This window comes from Bacillus sp. FSL K6-0138, assembly GCF_037982765.1.
Lineage (GTDB): Bacteria > Bacillota > Bacilli > Bacillales > Bacillaceae > Bacillus > Bacillus glycinifermentans.
In genome coordinates, this window is the sequence record NZ_CP150286.1 from 4,191,097 (window position 1) to 4,212,000 (window position 20,904).

20 protein-coding genes are annotated in these 20,904 nt (G+C 49.9%); 4 read left to right on the plus strand and 16 right to left on the minus strand.

Annotated features, from left to right (window positions below; translation table 11 throughout):
* Window positions 1-14 precede the first annotated feature (14 nt).
* From MHB78_RS22010 to MHB78_RS22050, 9 genes are all read right to left on the minus strand, one after another.
* Window positions 15-941, minus strand: coding sequence for an isochorismatase (locus MHB78_RS22010; protein WP_046130338.1), 927 nt, complete (start codon window positions 939-941; stop codon window positions 15-17).
* 27 nt (window positions 942-968) lie between these two features.
* Complete coding sequence (locus tag MHB78_RS22015; RefSeq protein WP_046130337.1) at window positions 969-2,600, minus strand: (2,3-dihydroxybenzoyl)adenylate synthase; 1,632 nt, start codon at window positions 2,598-2,600, stop codon at window positions 969-971.
* 21 nt (window positions 2,601-2,621) lie between these two features.
* Window positions 2,622-3,839 carry an isochorismate synthase DhbC gene (gene dhbC, locus MHB78_RS22020; RefSeq protein WP_046130336.1) on the minus strand — a complete coding sequence of 406 codons (1,218 nt, stop codon included), beginning with the start codon at window positions 3,837-3,839 and terminating at the stop codon, window positions 2,622-2,624.
* A gap of 25 nt (window positions 3,840-3,864) precedes the next feature.
* Window positions 3,865-4,635 (minus strand): 2,3-dihydro-2,3-dihydroxybenzoate dehydrogenase, encoded by a 771-nt coding sequence (locus MHB78_RS22025; RefSeq protein ID WP_046130335.1) that lies wholly within the window; start codon window positions 4,633-4,635, stop codon window positions 3,865-3,867.
* 193 nt (window positions 4,636-4,828) lie between these two features.
* A complete protein-coding gene (locus tag MHB78_RS22030) occupies window positions 4,829-5,689 on the minus strand; it encodes an alpha/beta hydrolase (protein WP_046130334.1) in 861 nt (286 codons plus the stop codon).
* A 41-nt stretch (window positions 5,690-5,730) separates the two neighbouring features.
* The gene (locus tag MHB78_RS22035) at window positions 5,731-6,738 is read right to left on the minus strand and encodes an iron ABC transporter permease (RefSeq protein ID WP_099047128.1); all 1,008 of its coding nucleotides are present in this window, start codon (window positions 6,736-6,738) and stop codon (window positions 5,731-5,733) included.
* A 4-nt stretch (window positions 6,739-6,742) separates the two neighbouring features.
* Window positions 6,743-7,747 (minus strand): iron ABC transporter permease, encoded by a 1,005-nt coding sequence (locus tag MHB78_RS22040; RefSeq protein ID WP_046130332.1) that lies wholly within the window; start codon window positions 7,745-7,747, stop codon window positions 6,743-6,745.
* A gap of 7 nt (window positions 7,748-7,754) precedes the next feature.
* Complete coding sequence (locus MHB78_RS22045; RefSeq protein WP_046130331.1) at window positions 7,755-8,708, minus strand: ABC transporter substrate-binding protein; 954 nt, start codon at window positions 8,706-8,708, stop codon at window positions 7,755-7,757.
* Between the two features lie 91 nt (window positions 8,709-8,799).
* Window positions 8,800-10,392 (minus strand): AraC family transcriptional regulator, encoded by a 1,593-nt coding sequence (locus MHB78_RS22050; RefSeq protein ID WP_046130330.1) that lies wholly within the window; start codon window positions 10,390-10,392, stop codon window positions 8,800-8,802.
* Between the two features lie 264 nt (window positions 10,393-10,656).
* Here MHB78_RS22050 and MHB78_RS22055 point away from each other — a divergent pair, with 264 nt between their 5' ends.
* Window positions 10,657-11,040, plus strand: coding sequence for a DUF5362 family protein (locus MHB78_RS22055; protein ID WP_046130357.1), 384 nt, complete (start codon window positions 10,657-10,659; stop codon window positions 11,038-11,040).
* A 40-nt stretch (window positions 11,041-11,080) separates the two neighbouring features.
* Here MHB78_RS22055 and MHB78_RS22060 read toward each other — a convergent pair whose 3' ends face one another.
* Both MHB78_RS22060 and MHB78_RS22065 read right to left on the minus strand, forming a co-directional pair.
* Complete coding sequence (locus MHB78_RS22060; RefSeq protein ID WP_046130329.1) at window positions 11,081-11,722, minus strand: NAD(P)-dependent oxidoreductase; 642 nt, start codon at window positions 11,720-11,722, stop codon at window positions 11,081-11,083.
* Window positions 11,723-11,792: 70 nt separating this feature from the next.
* Window positions 11,793-12,200 (minus strand): Rrf2 family transcriptional regulator, encoded by a 408-nt coding sequence (locus MHB78_RS22065; RefSeq protein ID WP_046130328.1) that lies wholly within the window; start codon window positions 12,198-12,200, stop codon window positions 11,793-11,795.
* A gap of 159 nt (window positions 12,201-12,359) precedes the next feature.
* Between MHB78_RS22065 and MHB78_RS22070 the strand changes: the two genes are divergently transcribed.
* The gene (locus MHB78_RS22070; protein ID WP_046130327.1) at window positions 12,360-12,743 is read left to right on the plus strand and encodes a GRAM domain-containing protein; all 384 of its coding nucleotides are present in this window, start codon (window positions 12,360-12,362) and stop codon (window positions 12,741-12,743) included.
* A gap of 39 nt (window positions 12,744-12,782) precedes the next feature.
* Here the strand turns inward: MHB78_RS22070 and MHB78_RS22075 are convergent, their stop codons facing one another.
* The 3 genes from MHB78_RS22075 to fdhD form a co-directional block, all read right to left on the minus strand.
* Window positions 12,783-13,262, minus strand: a complete 480-nt coding sequence (locus tag MHB78_RS22075) for a hypothetical protein (protein WP_046130326.1) — start codon at window positions 13,260-13,262, stop codon at window positions 12,783-12,785.
* A gap of 188 nt (window positions 13,263-13,450) precedes the next feature.
* Window positions 13,451-14,476, minus strand: coding sequence for a GTP 3',8-cyclase MoaA (moaA, locus tag MHB78_RS22080; protein ID WP_046130325.1), 1,026 nt, complete (start codon window positions 14,474-14,476; stop codon window positions 13,451-13,453).
* Between the two features lie 14 nt (window positions 14,477-14,490).
* Entirely contained in the window at window positions 14,491-15,282 is a 792-nt protein-coding gene (fdhD, locus tag MHB78_RS22085; protein ID WP_046130324.1) for a formate dehydrogenase accessory sulfurtransferase FdhD, read from the minus strand.
* Window positions 15,283-15,476: 194 nt separating this feature from the next.
* Here fdhD and MHB78_RS22090 point away from each other — a divergent pair, with 194 nt between their 5' ends.
* Together MHB78_RS22090 and MHB78_RS22095 are read left to right on the plus strand one after the other, a co-directional pair.
* On the plus strand, window positions 15,477-16,739 hold the full coding sequence (locus MHB78_RS22090) for an OFA family MFS transporter (RefSeq protein WP_046130323.1): 1,263 nt from the start codon (window positions 15,477-15,479) through the stop codon (window positions 16,737-16,739).
* Window positions 16,740-16,752: 13 nt separating this feature from the next.
* A complete protein-coding gene (locus tag MHB78_RS22095; RefSeq protein WP_046130322.1) occupies window positions 16,753-19,104 on the plus strand; it encodes an FdhF/YdeP family oxidoreductase in 2,352 nt (783 codons plus the stop codon).
* Between the two features lie 56 nt (window positions 19,105-19,160).
* Here MHB78_RS22095 and MHB78_RS22100 read toward each other — a convergent pair whose 3' ends face one another.
* Window positions 19,161-19,856: a VWA domain-containing protein gene (locus tag MHB78_RS22100; RefSeq protein ID WP_046130321.1), complete on the minus strand. Its 696-nt coding sequence runs from the start codon at window positions 19,854-19,856 to the stop codon at window positions 19,161-19,163.
* A 341-nt stretch (window positions 19,857-20,197) separates the two neighbouring features.
* Complete coding sequence (locus MHB78_RS22105) at window positions 20,198-20,890, minus strand: VWA domain-containing protein (RefSeq protein ID WP_046130320.1); 693 nt, start codon at window positions 20,888-20,890, stop codon at window positions 20,198-20,200.
* Between the last annotated feature and the right edge of the window lie 14 nt (window positions 20,891-20,904).

Below are 20,904 nucleotides of genomic sequence, written 5' to 3' on the forward strand. Positions count from 1 at the left end.
TACGGCAACCTCCTTCATTGATAATCTGAATTTGGCAATGATGGCTCTTTAGGGGAAGACAACAGTCTCCACCAGTTTTCGATCGTCGGTTCTTCTGCAAGCTCCACAAACGTCACCTCAGCCCCGGCACGTCGCCAGCGCTCGGTAAGACTCATCATTCTGACTGAATCGAGACCTCTATGAATCAAGTTTTCACCGTCAGTGATGTCGTCCGGCGATTCGAGGAGAAGCGCGGCAATTTGTTCGCGAATCGTCTGTTTCGACAGCAGTTCGCGGCCTTCTTGCACACCATCGTCATTTCGCCCGTTTTTCAGTTCGTTCAGAAGATGCTCGGCTGTGACGGTGACAGCACAGCGGTCGGCTGCATAAGAGATGGCCATTTCGTGATGTTGTAAGGAGAAATCCGCTACCGCATCTGCTACAAAAAACGTCTCAATCTCCTGCATAAACGCATCACAAGCCGTCATGAGACAGCCGATATGGGCATAGACCCCGGTGATGATGAGCTGATCGCGGCCCTGCTCCTGAAGCAGTCTTAAAAGATCCGTTTTTCGAAAGGCGTTGTATCTCCACTTCGTCAGAACGGTGTCGCCTTCATCCGGTTTCAGTTCTTCCACGATTTTCTGCTGATCCGGACCCGGAGGGATTCCCGGCCCCCAAAAGTCCTGGAGAAGCCCACGCTCTTCAGGCGTCTGTCCGCCGGGCTGAGCCGTGTAGATGACAGGTATCCCAAGCTCTTTGCATCGCTCCTTGAGCATATTGATATTTGGCAAAAGCTCTGTCATCGGAGACTCTCCCCGGGTATATGCGTCAATAAAATATTGCTGCATGTCGTGAATGAGAAGCGCGGCACGTTTCGGGTGCGGCGTCCATGACACTTTGTTCTTCGGCAGATCCGATGCTTTCGGCATCTTGTATGGAGAGATGGCAGGAATGGCCATCAACATCACGTCCTTTCATTCTATTGATTATTGTTTCGCTTTGGCGAACTGCGCCATTTTTTCGGCTATTGCTTGACGCAGCGCTTTTTTGCTTACTTTTCCAACGCCTGTCTGCGGAAAAGAATCGGTAAACTCCACCCGGTCGGGAATCTTATATGCCGCAAGCCCCCGCTCTCTTAAAAACTGCTTCAGTTCGGCGGCGGCAGGCGGGGTGTTGCGCGGAATAATGTATGCGCATGACCTTTCGCCGAGAAAGTCATCCGGCATGGAAACGACAGCGGCATCATGTACGCCGGGATGGGCAAGAAGGTGGTTCTCCACTTCCTCTGCAGCGACTTTCTCTCCGCCCCTGTTGATCTGATCCTTTGCACGGCCTTCAACGATCAGATAACCTGATGAGTTGACTTTGACCAGATCTCCAGTGCGGTAAAAGCCATCCGGCGTGAATGCTTTCGCATTATGCTCTTCAGCTTTGTAATAGCCGCGGATCGTGTACGGCCCGCGGGTCAGCAGCTCACCCGTCTGCCCCGGTTCAACGTCGCGGCCGTTTTCATCGACGACCTTAATTTCATCTAACGGCGACATCGGCCTGCCTTGAGTATTGACGACAATGTCCTCAGGATCATCAAGCCTTGTATAGTTGACCAGACCTTCCGCCATGCCGAACACCTGCTGCAATGTACAACCGAGCACGCTCTTTACACGGCGGGCGGCTTCAGCGCTGAATTTGGCGCCGCCGACTTGGAACACTTCGAGGCTTGAAAGGTCTTCTGCTCGCGATGATGCGGCTTCGAGCCAGATTAAAGCAATCGGCGGAACGACCCCCGTGATGGTAACCCTCTCCTTTTCGATAAGAGGAAAGGTTTCGTCAGGACTTGGCCCATCTGCAAGAACGACCCTGGCTCCCGCATACAACGCTCCGAGCACGCCCGGCGAACTGAGCGGATAATTGTGGGCCATCGGCAAAGCAGCAAGATATACGCTGTTTTGATCTAGCCGGCAAATATCGGCGCTGATTCTCAAACTGTATATGTAATCGTCATGCGTTCTCGGTATCAGCTTGGACAGCCCCGTGCTTCCGCCGGATAATTGGAGAAAAGCGACATCATCCGGCTTAACATGCGGATGGCGGCCGGGATCTGCATCTCTATACAGATCGCTGAGCCCCCGGAATTCTTCCGGATCGCCGGCGACAATGACATTGCGCAATTCCGGCAGCTTGCTGCGGACTTGCCTCGCAAGCACGCGGTAGTCAAATCCTGAGTGTGTATCAGGAATGATGTATGCAGCCGCTTCGGCAAATTCACAAAAATAAGCGATCTCGCTTTGCCGATGTGAAGGAAGCGCAAATAAAGGCAGCGCACCGATCCGAAACAGGGCAAAACAAACCTCAAAAAACTCCGGTGTATTCGGCAATTGGACGATGACGCGGTCTTCTTTTTTGATGCCCAGCTCCAAAAATCCCGCCGCCAGACGGTCGGCTCTCATATCCAATTCCCCGTAGCTCATGTGAGCATCTCCATGCGTAACCGCAATCCGGCTGCCGTGCTTGTCTGCCCGTTCCCTCAGCATTCCTCCGAATGTCTCGCCTCGCCAGCACCCTTCCTTTCGATATTTTTCAGCAAATTCGTCCGGCCATGTCGGACATCCTGCAAGCATATTCATCCCCCCCAATTTTTTCTATTCATTGTTCAGCCCCATCGCAAGGAGCATCGTCCGAAACTTGGCTGACGTCTCTGCCAGCTCGTCTTCAGGCCTTGAACCGGCTACGATGCCGGCTCCGGCGAACAGTTGGAGAGCGCGTTCTTCCGCCTCGGCACAGCGGATGGTCACGACCCACTCCCCATCTCCGGAGGCATCGCACCAGCCTACCATTCCGGTGAAAAAGCCCCGGGCAAACGGCTCAATTTCCTTAATAGCCGCCCTGGCGGCATCTGTCGGCGTGCCGCAGACAGCAGGGGTCGGTTGCAGCGCCGCAGCAAGCTCTAATGACGATATCGACGCGTCTGTCAGCACGCCCTTGATCTCTGTGGAAAGGTGCCACATCGTCTCCGTGCTGATCAGCGAAGGCTCCCTCGGCACGTCTAATGTCCTGCAGAAAGGTTTGAGCCCTGAAGCTACAGCTTCGGTGACGACCGCGTGTTCATGGCGATCTTTTGAAGAAGAAAGCAACTCGTCTGCACGGCGCCGGTCTTCCACAGGATCATCGCTCCGCGGCCTCGAACCCGCCAGAGGATTTGCGTAAACGTGCAGTCCTTTTCTTGAAACCAGCAGCTCGGGGCTGGCTCCGATCAATGTCCTGCGGCGCTTCCTTCCGGCAGATGCGGACGCCGCTGCCTGCTTGGACAAATCCACTGCAAAAGTGTATCCGCCCGGATTGTGCTGTGCAAGATTGCAAAGAACATGGGAGATATCGATGCTGGCCGGTGATGTCAAGCGCAGCGACCGGGACAGCACAATTTTGCTGACATCCCCTTCAGCAATGCGGGCCAGTCCTTTTTCGACCCCCCGCATATACTCCCCGGGCTGAGGAATCGGCTCAATGTCATAAGCAGGTCCCGGACCCGGATGTATTTGTACATCCTGTTCAAGCGTCAGCGGGCCGGCGCACCAGACCTCGTTCGGCACGGTAAGCTGCGCGGGCTTTGTTTCGTCAAAGGGGACAGCACCGACAATGATGGGGTTCTGCCGTCCGGACTGCTTGGCATCTTTGAGGATGGAAGCAGCCTGCTGAGCCAGATGTTCCAGCCTATGGCCCCCTTCTTCAGGGACTTCGGCGAAAACGCCTTTGGCCAGAATGGTCCGCTCCGGAGAAGAAAAGAAAAACGCAGCATCGGGCCGATACTCGCGTAAAAGCTGGTCGGCCGGCGTTTCTTGTACGATACGGTGATCAATCATTTCCAAAACCTCCTTTTAAATTCGGTCAAACTCCCAAGGTAGCCCCGCCATCAACCCGCAAGTCATGCATCGTAATATGGCGTGATGATTCGGACAATAAAAAGAGAACGGCATTTGCGATATCAGCCGGCAAAGCCAGACGGCCAAGCGGAATTCCCGTTTTGAACGCTTCCGGCGATCCGTCGATGACTGCCTGTGCCCCGTCCCGGCCAGACCACATGGACCGCTGCATCGGCGTATCCGTCGATCCCGGCGATACGATGTTGCAGCGAATATTGTATTCGGCCAGCTCGAGGCCAAGACATTTCGTAAACATCAAAGCCGCTGCCTTTGAAGCTGCATAAGCGGCCATTTGCATTCGCGGGACACACGCGGCATTGGAGCCTACGGTAACGATCGAGCCGTTCCTCCTCGTAATCATGCGGCCGGCAACCGAGCGGGATACGTGAAAAACCCCTGCTGTGTTGACGCTGAACGTCTTCTCCCAATCTTCATCACTGAGCGATGTGATCAACCCGGTCCGAAGCACGCCGGCGACATTGACCAAATAATCGATCGGACCTATATCGCGTTCGATCATGCCCACGGTCTCCTCAACGGCTGCACTGTTTCCGACATCTGCGGCAAATGCCTTGGCATGCAGGCCTTTCTTTTCCAAGTCTGTCACAATGGAACGAAGCCCTCGTTCATTTTGATCCACCGCAGCAACCGACACGCCGCTTTCCGCAAGCGCCCTTGCCACCGCTTCCCCGATTCCCTGGGCAGCTCCTGTAACTAAAGCAACTTTGCCTTTCATTTGTGGTCATTTCCTTTCCTGAAGACTTTGAATCACACACTAATTGATAATGATAATCATTATCGTTTAAAAATATAATATACCAATTACTGCTAACGGTCAAATAGTTTCCGGTTGATTGATCCGCGCTTTGGTATATTTGTATCACTTTCATTATTTAGCGAAGGGGGCAGATCGGTCCCCGCCCCGCTTCCTATCTGGCCTGTCTGTCAGGGTTTAGCGCAAACCGCAAAGCCCTGCTGATGAAAACCGGCAAAACCGATATATGGCCCTCTCCCTCAAACTCATGAAACTCCGCCCGCACTCCGAATTCTTCAAGAGCCGATAAGCGCTCTGCCAGCTTTTCCGCACGGTCGTTCATACGGCTTTTATGGCTTCTCTCCAGCTCTCCGGCCCCAAGCAATACATCGACCTTTGCATCTGCCGCATGCAATCGGGAGACAAATTCGCGTTCTTTTTCAAAAAATGATTGATTCCAATGAATCGACGGGCTGCCTGCGATGTATGTCTGGAATAATTCGGGCTTTGTAAACAGAACCTGCAGGACAAAAAGACCGCCGAGAGAGTGGCCGAAAATGGCCTGCCTGCTCATATCGATCTTAAATTCCCGTTCGATTTCCGGCTTCACCTTTTCTTCGATGAATGACAGAAAAGCTTCCGCTCCGCCGGATTCAGGCCACTCCGCTCCATCCGGCCGTTCAGGCAGATTTTCCGGACGCACCGGCAGCGTAAAATCATAATACCGCGCCGGATCAAACGGGGCATCCGTCTCGTAGCCGATACCGACGATAACGGCAGGGACCACCCCGGTCTTTTCAGGGCGGCGCGACTGCATTCGTACGGCCTCAACCATCGTGCCGAACACCGAATTGGCGTCCAGCAAATAAATCACCGGATATCCTGAAGGAGGCGGCTCCTCAATTGGGCTGCTTATAAAAACCCGGTAATTGCGATCCCCTGAAGACGACCGCATGAGACGCTGCTTCGTCCCCGGTATGGCTACCGGCGGGCATTCAGCGTCCTTGGCAGCCTCATCATGTTTTTCATGAACCATCTGCCTTCCCCCTCCCCTCTATGTTAGTTGAAACAGACGGTCTATGAAGCCGCCTTTTTTTGTCTGAACAGCAAGTACAGGAAATAAGGAACGCCGAAAATCGCAAGAAGAATCCCCGCGGGAACCTCTGACGGCTGAAACAGCAATTTCCCGGCCAAATCGGCGCACAGGACGAGGAACATGCCGATCAGTCCGCTTAAGAGCAGCGAATAGCTGTGCAGCACGCCTGCAAGCCTTCGTGCAATATGCGGCGCGATCAAGCCCACAAATGCCATGCTTCCCGAGATCGACACACAGGCGCTGATGATCCCGACACAGGCGATAAGCAGCAGCGTTTTTTCCGCATTCGATGAAACGCCGAGACTCTTCACCGTATCTTCGTGAAACCGAATCGTATCAAGAAGCCGGCATTTGGCGAGAAGAAACGGAATTAACAGCAAAAACCACGGCAGAGCGGCTTGAATGTATGTCCAGTTGGCCGAACCGATGCTTCCGTTTCTCCAGACCATCGCCATTTCATAATCATTCGGGTTCATTTTCAATGACAAGTACAAAGATATGGCGCTGAAACCCGAGTTAATAGCAATCCCGACAAGAATGATCCTCGCGGAATCGAGGTTTCCTCCGTGCCAGGCAAACACAAAAATGAATACGGCCGCCAAAAGGCCCCCGAGCAGCCCGAAGAAAGGCATCCCCATTGCGGAGAGGAGATTGGTCGCTTCCGTCTGCCCTTGAAAAATCAGCATATAGCCGACGATGGCGGCTCCCGCTCCCGCATTAATTCCCAATATTCCGGGATCGGCCAATCCGTTTCTTGTCACCGCCTGAATGACGGCGCCGGCTATCCCGAGACCGAGACCGACGAGACCTGCCGTTGCGATGCGGGGAAGCCGCAAATCAAACAGCAGAATGGCGTACTGCTCGTTCGGGTTGATTCCAAAAAGCGCTGAAAGCAGCTCCGCCGGATGAACGGAGAACGCTCCCATCGTGATGCTGAAATAACAGACTGCAAGAATCAGCACGATCAAAACGGCATAGATGACTGCTATTTTTTTAGGCACGCTGTTCCCCTCCTTTTCTTTTAATCAAGTAAAGGAAGAAAGGAACGCCAATGATGGAAGTCACGACTTCAATCGGTGTCTCAAACGGATAATTGATCAGCCGGCTGGCAAGATCGGCCAAAATCAGAAAAACGCTGCCGATGATGCAGGAACAGGGAATCAGCCGGCTGTAGTCAGAACCGACGAGAAAACGCGTGATGTGCGGAACGATCAAGCCGACGAAAGCGATTTTCCCCGCCAAGGCGACAGAACTTCCCGTAAGCAAGACGACCGCTGCCATCGCTGTCAGCTTGACGGCTCTTTTTTTCTGCCCGAGGCTTTCAGAAATATCCTCCCCCAGCGACAAAGCCGTCACTTTTCCGCTGAGAGAAAGAGCCAGGATGATGCCGAGTGCAAAAAAAGGTACGGCGTATGTCAGAAGTTCCGGATTCATCTGGTGCAGCCTGGCGCTGTACCAAAAGCTGAGATCCTGCGAAATTTGAAAATAGATTGACATCGCCGCAGACAGGCTGCTGAGCAGCATGCTCGTCACCGTGCCGATAATCGCCAGCTGAACGGGCATAAAGCCGTTGGGAATCACGGCAGCCAGTCCGAAAACGAGACCCGCGCCGACGGCTGAGCCGATAAACGAATACCCCATCATCTCAAGAGCGGACGACTGCGGAATCAATACCATCAGCAGCGTGATGATAAATGCCGAGCCGTCGGAAACGCCCATAATCGAAGGCGAAGCTAAATAGTTTCGGGTGATTCCCTGCATCAGCGCCCCCGACACGGCCAGCGCCGCCCCGATCAAGAGGGCGCCTGCTGCGCGCGGAAGCCTGGAATGCCAGATAATTTGATGGTCTGTATTCCCTTGGTCGAAATGAAACAGCGCCGAATACACGGTTTCCCAATGAAGCTGCTTTGCTCCGAAGCACACGGAGAGAAATATGGATAAGATCACGGCAAACGGAGCTGCGATGATGATGATTCGTGTTATTCGCTTTGCGTGCATATCACGTTTAGTCCTGCGTTAATTTTTCCGCCGCCGCTTTCAAAAATTGAACTTTGCTCCATGCTGTTCCTCCTTGTGCAAGCGGATCTACAGCATTCACGAATACATGACCCTTTTTCACCGCTGAAATGCTTTTCCAAATCGGATTTTTCTCTAAATCTTTCAGCGCATTCGGATTGTCGGCATTCTCGTCGTCAGAGAATTGAACGAACATGTAGTCCGGATTCATCTCGCTTAATTTTTCCAGCGAAATCAGTTCCTGGGTTTTGGCAGCCTTTACTTCATCAGGCGCTGTGTAGCCAAGCTCGCCGTACAGCGTTGAATTGAAGAATACCTCTTCAGGATAGATAAACACATTTCCCTGTCTGATTCTGATGACGAGCGCTTTTGTATCCTTTGCGGCTTTCTCCAATTTTGCTTTAGCGTCTTTCAGATCGCTTTCATAGTCCGAAATGATGTTCTTTGCCTTATCCTCTTTTCCCGTCAATTGAGCCAAAAGGTTCAAGTTGTCTTTCCAATTGGAAGCAACGTGGGAAACAGGAATCGCAGTCGCGATGTTATCGAGCTTTTTCACCGTCTTCTCGGGAAACTTCGTAGAGGCTAAAATGACGTCAGGCTTAAGCTCAAGGATTTTTTCCAGGTTAGGTTCCGTTTTTTCGCCGACGGCAACAGCTTTATCGGTAATGCTCTTAAACAAGGCCGGGAACTTTCCTGAAAAAGAAATCGCACCTGCAGGGTGAACATCAAGAAGCTTCGCGTCTTCCATCGATTCCACGCTTCCCGTAATCACGATTCGGTCAGTCGGAACCTTCACCTTGTATGTATGACCGAGATATTGAATGCTTTTCTCTGATGATTGTGCGCTTTTTGCAGCGCCGCCAGTCTCTTCTTTTTGGCTGCCGCACGCTGCCGCAGTCAAAGCGAGAAGCAAAATGCATAAACATATAGAGATTTTTCTCATCTATCTAAGACCCCCTGATTTAATTGATAATAATTATCAATTAAAATTATAGGTAAGCCTTCTTGATAACACCATGGACAATATCCGGCAATTAAAATGAACTTTTTCCGGACAGCAGCCGAACGGCATGGCGAATGATCCGTTCATGGCTGCAAGCCGAATATTCGCGCCAAGGATCTGACTGAATGCGGTACACACGCTGTTCGCGCACAGCTTTTAGATCCTGCCAGGCAGCCGTCTTCTGCAGCTCGTGGTAATAGGCGATCGTTTCAGGTTCTTTGTAAATGAAGATCATGATGCAATCCGGGTGATATGCCTTGATTGTTTCCAACGAAATCGCCTGATCCGTCGGTTCATCCAAAAAAGCAGCCGATTCAAGGCCTAAGTCGCCGAAAAAAACGTCCCGGACAGAGCGATTGTGGGCGAGATAGAGTTCGCGTTTATGCAGGCGCAAAAACATAAAGCGCTGCTGCCCGACAGCCTGAAGCGCTTTTTTCGCAGCTTCGGCCTGCCTCTCATAGGACGCCAGCCATTTGCGCGCTTCCGCTTCTTCTTCGACATGAGCGGCGGCCAAGGTGAACTGCGTTCTCCAATCTTCCTGTGACGGCAGATAGACGACATCGGCGATTCCGTTCAGACGCTCCCGTTCTTCTTCTGAAACGTCATCCATGCTGATAATCAGCTCAGGATCAGCTTTGGCCAGGATTCGCAGATTTTCCTCACGCGGTTCATCAAAGCGGTAAGCGCTAAGGTGAACCGGGATGTCTGCCGCAAAATTCTTGTAGTAATACGCCGTCCATTTCGGATGAAGCGGAGCCGCATAAGGAATGAGGTGAAGCGGTGTGAGCTGTCCGATCGTGTTCTGGCCGTAGGCAGCAAGCTTCCTGCGCCTTTTTTTCATGTAGGCGCTCGGGGAAAGCCCGGTATGCTTTTTAAACGTCCGGCTGAAATAAAATTCATCCTGGTATCCCGTCTGGCTGGCGATTTCCCTCAGCTTGTAGCTGGCTCTGGCCATCATCTGTTTCGCTTTTGTCATCCTGGTTTCCGTTATGAACTCTGTCACGCTTTGCCCGTACAGCTTTTTGAACGTTTCACTGTAATGCTTAGCACTGATACCGGCCATGTGTGCCAGCTGATCAAGCGTGATGTGTGCATCGGCATGCTCTTCAATATACGCTTTCGTGTCGGCGATGGCTGATGCGGTATCAGCCGGGTGAAACAGCCTTGCCGAGCAGATGTCGTAAAGAAGGTGCTGCAGTTCCAGCTGGCACTTCATCTCCTGGAGCGCAGAAGAAGGCGGCCATAATGAAAAAAGCTCCTGAAGACGGGCGGACAAATTTCCGACCGAATGCACATTCATCATCTGAATGTCGGAAAAGAGGTCTGGATCTGTGTCAGGCTCAAGCGTTTGGTGCCGCTTGGCGCTTGCATACGCGTGCAGCCTGATGAGAAATACGCTGACATCATCTGAGGACGCCGTAATGCCGAACGTTTCATAAGGAGGACAGATATAGAGCGTTTCTTTTTGCAGCGGAACATCCGCTTCATTAATCTCAATTCTTCCTTTGCCCTTCAAATGAAAAACAAAGACGAACGAATCGGCAAGCTGCTGTTCATTTGGAAGATCGCCGGTTTTTTTTATATGATCGATTTGCAGGAGACGATAAAGATAAGGGGATTTCACAGTAAAACCGCCTTTCTAAAAAAGGTAGATCAATGCAAAAACACACCCTTTCAGGACCTATGGTAAAATCGGCCGGTTACCGGAATCAAAACTACCGGTAAAGCGGGGTGTTTAGAACATACTATACCATACCGAAAACCCGCTTCCTCCGGGAAATCATTTAAAAACGTTTCCATCTCTTAAAATTCATCATTCAAAAATACTCTTTTTTATTGTATAAATAAATAGAATTTATTATATATCTTGGAAGGCGGAAGGATGTTTATGATGACTGAAAGTTTAAGAAATTCTCTTAACATCATTTCAAAATGGGGAAAAGCCGCGGGAATTTTGATTATTATTACAGGCGCCTTTACAGCGCTCTTCGGCCTCCCGCTGTTTGTGATAGGAGCAGCACCCGGCGTATTAATGATCGTTTCAGGCGTATATTTGCTGAAATCGGCAAGCTCCGCATCGCTGATGAGCAAAGAAGTATCTGAAGAACCGCACGAATCCATGCTGGAAAACTACGCTACCTTTATAAAATGGCAAGTGTTTTATCTGGGGGCGAATGTTGTCCTTGTTTTATTATTTATCATATTCTTTATTATTTTGTTTTGCATCGGAGCCGTTGCCGGATACAATGAAATCCAGTATAACTTCGAATAGCATGAAAAAGGGCCTTTTTCCCGAAAGGCCCTCTTAACGTTTATTCCGCTTCACCTACAACCGTAAACCGTTCATTGATATGCTCGCCGTTTTCGGCTTCGTCTACAACCGCAATGGCGTAGTCCGCATAGCTGATATAGCTCTCTCCAGCGGAATTGACGATGAGGTTTTCCTGTCCTTTTTGATAGGAGCCCGTGCGTTTTCCTTCAGGATTGAAAAAGGCCGCAGGGCTGATAAAAGTCCATTTCAAACCGCTTGATTGTTTTAAATCCTCTAAATTCTGCCCTTGATTTTTTGCTGTCGGCAGATATTCTTTCGGGAATTCAGGCGTGTTGTACAGCTGGGTTGTTTTTTCTTCATCAACGTAAAGGCTGCCCGCCCCTCCGACAACAATCAATCTTGTTTCAGGAACCTGCTTGAACAAATCGATCAGTTTTCTTCCCGCTTCAACGTGAAGGTGCTCCTGCCCCGGCGCAGCGCCAAACGCATTAACCACGACATCAAGACCTTTCACATCTTCCGGCTTCAGATCAAAAACGTCTTTTTCAATGACGGCCGCACCGCTGCCTTCGGCTTTTGATGCGTCTCTGACAATCGCCGTCACGTCGTGTCCCCTTCCTGCCGCTTCTTTTAAAATCAATTTGCCCGCTTTTCCGCTGGCCCCGATAATGCCGATTTTCATTGTTACAACCTCCATTTTCATTTTTGTAACAAATTCAGTTACATCCAGGCGATGAAAAATCATCTCTCGTTTACAAGAGATGAAATAATATGTCTTTAAGCGATTTGCTGGCCAATTCGTTTTCCATTGCCCGCTGAACGCTGTAAAAGGTTTCATCGAGCGTTGATTGAATTCGTTTCCCGACCGGACAGTCCGGATTTGGTTTTTCGTGGATTGCAAACAGTTCTTCCTGACTTTGGACTGCGCGGTAAATATCAAGCAGGGAAATGTCCACGGGAGCCCTTTTCAGGCTGGCGCCAGCAACACCGGGCCGCGACGTCAGGATGTCCGCTTTTTTCAAGAGGCTGATCATGCGCCTGATGACAACCGGATTCGTATTGACGCTCCCGGCAATGATTTCTGAAGAAACCTGCTCGCGCGGATTTGACGCGATTAAAGAAAGAATATGAATTGCAACAGCAAGACGGCTGTTTACCATATGTTTTCACCACCGTTGTAATTATTTTAGTTACAGGACGTCTTTTTGTCAACTCCTTTAATATACTTTATTTTTGACTAAACCGGGAGCTTTATTTTAGTGAAGCGGCGAAACTTTTATTCAGGAAGATCGTAACACATCTTGAAGGGAGTGTTTTTGATGAAGGAGATCGCTGAAGGAAAAGCGGCCATTCAAAGCCGGCTCGAACCGGACGAAGAAGTGAAATCAGTCATTCTTTGCGCCTATAATGCAAAAATGGCCGCCCGCTATACACCCTACCGCGGCCTTCTTGCCGCCACCGGAAAACGGCTGCTGTTTTATTCTTCTCTTTTCGGAGCCCCGTTCTATCTCGATATGCCTTACCGCACCATTTCATCGTTTCGCCGTATGAAAGGGAGATTGTTAGGCGGCGAGCATATCGTTGTGATGAATAACGGGGAACAGGAAGATTTTCGGTATGATGCGGGGTGTGATGCTTTGGACACATTCATCGAAGCCGTACGGCAATATAAACAGCCGTCCGCAGACGGCGTCAAAGGGTAACCTGTTATCCGGGGTGAGGAGCTCCGGATTTTCTATTGATTAATTATTGATCTCATACTTTTCCCCGTATCTCAGCACTTTATAAATCGCCATTCCGTCAGAAAGGTGATTCTCGGAATACCGCACCGGAATAAGCGCAAAAAACACATAATAGGTCGAAAAATAAACAAACTGGTATAAAAAGATATTTTCAGCCAACACATCTTTTGCAATCAGCGTGTTCACGAGAAAAATAGACGCCAGATTAGATATCGATCCCCCCGCATAAATGAGCGCATTTGTTATCCGGTTGTCGTATTTTAATTCCCCGTAATTACAAAACGAGTCCATAAAGTAAATGCTTCTGATCTGAACTGGGCCGATTTTCAGCAGTTTTTTGCCCATGCCGATCTCAAGGGACGCCTTGCCTCCGAAAAGCAACGCCATCAGGCCGTGGCCCAAGACATGAAGAATCGATACTGCGGGAAAGACGAGCAAAAACGACCAGAAAAATTTTGCGATATCGTCGAATCCGAACATCAAATCACCCTTTCTGTCTCAACCATTGCTTTTTTAAATTACCGCATTCTCCCCCTGCCAAACCTGATGATATGTCAGAAAAAACAAAAAGGAAGCAAACGGTTTGTTTGCTTCCTGGAATCGTCTTGCGCTTATTTTTTCCGATCCGGCGCCTGCAATGTGCCGCCCCGATTTCAGATGCAGGTTGTCTACCCGCCGATATAAGACATTTCAACTTTTTTCCTCGGTGCGGCCTTTGATAGCGCCCTGTCAAGCGAATACTGGTCGGTCCGGTTTCTCCAGACTGAGCTGATCGCGCCCGCGAGTTCTTGGTCGGACCGGCCGCTTCTGACAAGCGATCTGAGATCGAAGCCGCTTGAAGCAAAAAGGCATGTAAAAAGCTCTCCTTTTGCCGATAGCCTCGCTCTGTTGCAGGTGCTGCAAAAAGCGTCTGATACGGAAGAAATAAAGCCGACCTCCCCCGAACCATCAAGGTAGCGGTACCTCTCTGCCACTTCCCCTTTATAGTTGGGATCGACCGGTTCAATCGGCATTTCCTCATTGAGAAGACTGATGATATCGGCTTTCGTGACAACGGCGTTCAGCTTCCATTCGTTTGAATTGCCGACATCCATAAACTCGATAAACCGCAAAATATGGCCTTTTTCTTTAAAATAACGGGCCATTGGCAAAATGTCTTTTTCATTGACCCCTTTCTGGACGACCATGTTGATTTTAATGCCGAGTCCGGCCTGCTTCGCCGCTTCGATACCATCAAGCACCTTGCTGACCGGGATGCCTCTTCCGTTGATCGCCTTAAAACGGGCATCTTCAAGAGAATCGAGGCTGATCGTCACCCGCTTTAATCCGGCTTTTTTGAGCTTTTCCGCGTAAACCGGGAGCAGCACGCCGTTCGTCGTCATCGCAATGTCGCGCAGCCCCGGAATCCGTGCCAGTTTTTCGACCAAATCGGGCATATCCTTTCTCATCAGCGGCTCTCCGCCCGTGAGGCGGATTTTTTCAACCCCGAATGCCTTGACGAAAAGACTCGCCAAACGTTCAAGCTCCTCAAATGAAAGCAGCTCTCCCTTCGGCAAAAACGGATAATCCGGTCCAAAAATCTCGGCAGGCATGCAATATGTGCACCGTAAATTGCAGCGGTCGGTAACGGAGATTCGCAAATCCCGAAGCGGCCGGCCTTTTTGATCCAATACTTGTTCTGTGTGTGCGGTCATGCGCGTTGCCTCCTTTATGATAGCTGTAATCGTTCGTGATGGGTGTATACGTTAAACGACCGGTTTCTCGCAAATCCAATCGTCATAATATTCAAGTCCTCCGCCATCTGGATCGCAAGTTCTGTCGGAGCCGATTTGGAAATCACCGCGGAGACGCCGATTTTCGCGGCCTTCAGCAGCACTTCAGAGGAAATTCTGCCACTGAATACGATCAGTTTGTCATGCACCGGAATTTGATGAAGCAAACAGTATCCGTACAATTTATCCAGCGCATTGTGCCTTCCGATGTCAGACCGCGTCACCATCACCTTGTCGTCGCTGCACAAAGCGGCATTGTGGACGCCTCCCGTATGCTGAAAAAGCCTGCTGTTTTCCTGCATTTCCCGCATAAGGGCCAAACAGTTCTCAGGCTTGATCTTCACGACTTGAAGAGCCGTTTTAGCCGTTTTGACATCCTGCTGAAAATAAAAATGCCGGCCTTTGCCGCAGCAGGAACCGATGACGCGTTTTGTGTAATCCTGAAGCCGGAGCTTTTGTGAACTGACAAGATCAACATATGCGAAACCAAGACTTTCATCTATTGTAAACCTTTTAATCTCTTTTTTAAATCGGATGACCCCTTCAGAGGCGAGAAATCCGATCACAAGTTCTTCCAGGTGGTCCGGCGAGCATACAAGCGTGACGAATTCTTCGCCGTTGACCATCACAGTCAGGGGATATTCTGTCGCCATTTGATCCTCTTCTTTTGTCAGTTCTCCATTATCATAACGGAAAATACTGCGGATTGCTGTGATGTTTTTTCCCATTGGTAAATCCCTCCCCTTTCTCCTATTACTATACTCGCATATCGTCATGTTTCACAACCTTCAAAGACTAAATTTGGGAGTTTCATCTTGTTGATAGCTTGAAAATATGATACTATCTTTTGAAAGCGCTATCATTAATGACCTGCACCTGCCTCTATATAGCGGTTTTCATTTCCCCTTTAGGAGGAATCGAAATGAAAAAAGTGAAAAACAGATGGATCATTGCTTTATGCGCAGTCGGCATTCACTTGTCAATCGGGTCGGTATACGCATGGAGCGTTTTTACGAATCCGCTTGCAGAACGGTTCGGCTGGAGCCTGAGCCAGATCAGCCTGACGTTCAGCATCGCGATTTTGTTTCTCGGTTTGTCGGCCGCTTTTTTAGGACACTTCGTCGAAAAACACGGCCCGAGAAAAGCCGGAATGCTTGCCGCCTTTTTCTTCGGAGCCGGTGTGGCGTTCTCAGGGGTTGCCGTCCAGCTCGGATCCCTGCCGATGTTTTATTTGTTTTACGGCGTCTTCGGCGGCATCGGGCTCGGCGTCGGCTATATCACGCCTGTATCCTCGCTTGTCAAATGGTTTCCCGACCGCCGCGGCCTCGCTACAGGGCTTGCAATTATGGGATTCGGTTTTGCAGCCTTGATCAGCGGTCCGGTGATGCAGGCTCTGATCGTTACTGCCGGCATTGCGAATACCTTCTTTATCCTCGGCATCTGCTATTTTTTGATCATGCTGTGTTCTTCTCTTTATTTGTCCCCGCCTGAAACAGACTGGCAGCCGAAAGGACTTTCTTCTAAAAAAAGCAAAAGACCCCGCAGTACGGATTTATCACAGCTTACCGCAAATGAGGCGGTGAAAACAAGACGGTTCTATTATTTATGGATGATGCTCTTTATTAATGTCACATGCGGAATTGCCATCATCTCAATCGCTTCCCCGCTGGCCCAGGAAAGCGCGGGAATGTCGGCCGCCGGAGCAGCTGCGCTTGTCGGAATTTTAGGGGCGTTCAACGGTTTGGGACGCATCGGCTGGGCCTCCATATCGGACTATATCGGACGTCCGAATACGTATACCGCCTTTTTTGCCGCCCAGCTCATAGCTTTTCCGCTGCTGCCGTTTATGACAGAACACATCATGTTTTCTATTTTCATGGCGCTGATCTATACATGTTATGGAGGGGGATTTGCCGCGATTCCGGCCTACATCGGCGATTTGTTCGGGACAAAGCAGCTCGGTGCGATTCACGGTTACATACTGACCGCTTGGGCTGCAGCCGGCCTCGCCGGACCGATGTTTTCCTCATGGATCCGCGATGTGACTGGAAGTTACTCACAGAGCTTGGCGGTTTTTACCGTGCTTTTCGGAATCGGACTGTGCCTATCGATTTTCATCAGGGTCGACATGAAACAATTGAGAAACAAAGCGGACATTCGTTTTTCCGATTCGGTTAAGGGATGAAAGGAGTGGGAAAATGGGAGAAACAAAGCATGAAGGACCGATGAAATTAGACAAACGGCCGGCGCCTAAACTGTGGGCCTCTCTAGCACCGATGGGGCTTGGAAAGGTAAAGCCAAAACATATCAGAGATACGATGAAAGCCGCCTGGGATAATAAAGACAGCCTCCCGTACGCCTACAGAATTTTGACGCAAGGCGTATGCGACGGATGTGCGCTCGGGGTATCCGGTCTGCGCGATCAGACGCTTACAGGCCCTCATTTATGCACGACAAGACTGAACGTCCTCCGCTTAAACACAATGCCTGCGATAGAAGATAAATGGCTGTTTGCCGACATCGGGAAGCTGAGGGAGCTGGACAGCTCATGTCTTAGAAAATTGGGCCGCATCCCCTATCCGTTGTCCAGAAAAAAAGGCGAAAGAACTTTCTCGAGAATATCGTGGGACGAGGCGCTCGGCCGGATCGCCGGCAAGATCAGATCGATTGACGGCAGACAGCTAGCATTTTATCTGACCGCCCGCGGCATTACCAATGAAGTCTATTACACGGCGGCAAAGGCGGCCCGCTTTCTCGGCACAAACAACATTGACAATGCATCAAGGATCTGCCATTCGCCGAGCAAAACGGCTTTAAAACGCTCGCTCGGAATCGGCGCTTCCAGCTGCAGCTACCGGGACTGGATCGGCACGGACGTCCTCGTCTTCTGGGGGTCTGTCGCCGCCAACAATCAGCCCGTTTCCACCAAATATATGTACGCCGCCAAAAAAGCGGGGACAAAAATCATCATGATCAATCCATACAGAGAACCCGCCATGGAAAACTACTGGATTCCGTCAATACCTGAAAGCGCTCTTTTCGGAACGAAGATCGTCGATGATGTGTATCAAGTCAATATCGGCGGGGACATCGCCTTCATAAACGGCGTGATGAAGCACTGGTTTGACATGGAGGAGCATGCACCTGGTTCAGCGATCGACCGGACCTTTGTCAAAACGCACACAAACGGCTTTACAGAGCTAAAACGGCATATATCAAAGCTGACATGGAATGCGCTTGAAGCGTCATCCGGTTTGTCAAAGGAGAGAATGAAAGAATTTGCCCTATTGCTCGCCCGTGCGAATACAGGCGTTTTCGTCTGGAGCATGGGGCTCACCCAGCACCGGTTTGCGACCGACAACATCTCACAGGTGGCAAACCTCGCCCTCCTGCAAGGCTTTATCGGGAGACAACATTGCGGCGTCATGCCGATCAGGGGTCACAGCGGCGTTCAGGGTTCAGGCGAAATGGGAGCAGACCCGTTCGCATTGCCCGGCGGTGATTTCGATGAAGAACATAGGGCGCGGATTGAGAAGATTTGGGGCTTTCGGATTCCGGGGTGGCAGGGAGACACAATCGGTCAGACAATCGAAAATATGCTTCTTCCCGACGATCATCCGAAAAAAGCAAAAGTGTTTTACACGAGCGGCGGCAACTTTCTGGAAACGATGCCTGATCCCGCTTTTATCGAAAAAGCCCTTCAGGAGGCCGAACTCAGGGTTCATCAGGATATTATATTGAACACATCGACGCTTCTTGATGCAAAAGAAGAAGTCATCGTGCTGCCGGCGATGACGAGATATGAACAGCCCGGCGGCGGGACTTCGACGAGCACAGAGCGGATGGTCTACTTCAGCCCGGAAATTAAAGGGCCGCGAATCGGTGAATCCCGTTCAGAATGGGACATCTATATCGATCTCGCCAAACGCGTCCGGCCGGAAGACAAAGAGCTGGTCGATTTCAAAAACGCTGCGGAAATCCGCCGGGAAATTGCCGTTGCCAACCGGAACTATGACGGGATTCAGCATTTGAAAAAGCGCGGGGACGTCTTTCAATGGGGAGGCGCCTGGCTTTGCGAGGGCGGCATATGTCCGACAGCCGACGGAAAGGGAAATCTGATCCCTGTTGACCTTCCTGAAAACAGGCAGACGGAAGGACGCTTCTATGTAACAACAAGGCGCGGAAAACAGTTTAACTCCATGATTTACAGCAAAAAAGATCCGTTTAATGATGCGGACCGCTATGACGTCATAATTAACCCGAAAGACGCTGAAGCGCTTGATATAAAAAACGGCGAAGCGATCGTCCTGTTCAACCGTTTCGGAACCTTTCAGGGACGTGCCAAATTTGCGGATGTGAAGCAGGGAAACGCCGCCGTCTACTGGCCTGAGGGTAATGTGCTGATTCCTAAAGGCATGTATGAAAGCCATGCCAAAATTCCCGAGTACAACACAGAGGTCATTATTGAAAAAGCGGAAACCTTTCATTCAAGAAAAGATCAGCGCTACGTTGAAAAACGCATTGAAGAACTTGAGATGACGATAGAATAATATTAGGATCATATCAAAAGAGGCGGCCTCCGGATGCCGCCCCTTTCCCATATGGATTAGTCAGACAGTTTTTCGCCTTCTTCTTTCCATACTTGTTTAAATTCTGCCGCTGAATCGGCTTCAATCAATTTGCCTCCGCCTGCTTCTGCTACATTTTGCAGCTTCGTTTTTTCATTTGCCGTTTGCACATCAAAACCAACGATATTGACGATCGTTTTGATATTGGATTTGCGCAGGTCTTTTGCTGCTTGAACAGGGTCTCCTCCGCACGTTTCCTCACCGTCTGTCACGATGTAGACGTAATTTTTCCCGTCTTTATCAGACAGTTGATCTTTTACATCATAAAGAGATTTTGCAATCGGAGACCAGCCTGTAGGCTTGATTCCGCTTAATGCCGTTTGGAATCCGTCTGTCGAAAACGGCTGCAAATCAAAAAGCGTTTCTGTCGTTCCGCATGATTCTGCTTTTCCTGATAATTTGTTGTTACCTTTATGTCCGAACACATTCAGCATGACATTCGCATCGTCTGAAAGCAAATCAGCGAAATCGTTGACAGAATCTTTGGCGATGTCGAATTTCTTTTCCCCATCGATTTTTCTTGCCATGCTTCCGCTTGCATCGAGTACAATCGCGACGTTTTGTACGTCTTTTTTGCTGCTGTCCGCAGCATTTCCGCCTTCAGCCGCAAAAGCCGACGGTGCCAAAGACAAAGCAATCGCGAACGTGGACAATAAAGCGAGTCCTTTTTTCATCCTTTCACATTCCTCTCTTCAATTGGTTTTCAAGAGCTTGTCCCCCCGGGAACAAGTTCACAAACATCGTAAAAGAAGGTCTGACAGAAATAAATAGGCCGTAAATCCTTTTTGAAATCGCTTGATTTTCAAAATTCTTACTCGTTTCGAACGACAATTTCACTTAAGTCCTACCAATAAAGTCTGCTAAAAAAGCCATGATCCTCCCAAAAAAGTGCAGAGACAGCCGATAACACCGCCTAAGGATGGAGAGGTGTTCAAGGTTCTGACACAGGAACTTAACATTTGTAATGTCATACGCACAAAAAAAGCCCGCGGCTATCTCCGCGGGCCTTCAATCATTATTTTGAAAGCTTGACGGCTTCCTGAGTAAAGATTTTTTTAATGTCGTTTTTCGTTTTAGCCTCGAAATATTCGCCGCCTCCAGCTTTTGCAATGCTCGTCAGCTGGCCGTGATATCCTCTGCCGTAGTCAAAACCGATGACATTGACAACCGTGTCGCGGTCTGATTTGCGCAATTCTGTCGCTACTTTGACAGGATTTCCTCCGCACGTTTCTTCACCGTCTGTCAGCAGATAAACAACGTTTTTCCCGCTATTGTCAAGCTGGTCAAATGCATTTTTGGCGTCCTGCAGCGCGTTTGCAATCGGCGTCCAGCCTGTCGGCTTGATGCCGTTCAATGAGTTGCGGAAGCTTTGTTCCTCAAATGGCTGGAAACCGTATACACCTCTGATTGCATTACAAGATTGGATCTTTCCTGAATTTTTATTGTTTCCCTCTGAACCGAAAACCCGCATAAGTACATTTGTATTCTGAAGCTTGGAGCTGAAGTTGAAGGCTTCTTGTTTGGCAAGCTCGTACTTCGTTACTCCATCGATTTTTTTCGCCATGCTTCCGCTTGCATCAAGCATGATCGCAACGTTAGGCGCATCTTCTGCAACAGCTGCCTCCTGCTTCTTTTCCGCCGCAAAAGCAGGCGATCCCAAGCTTAAAACCAAGGCTGTCAGAATACCTACTGTGAGTTTTTTCTTCATTCTCCCCTGTCTCC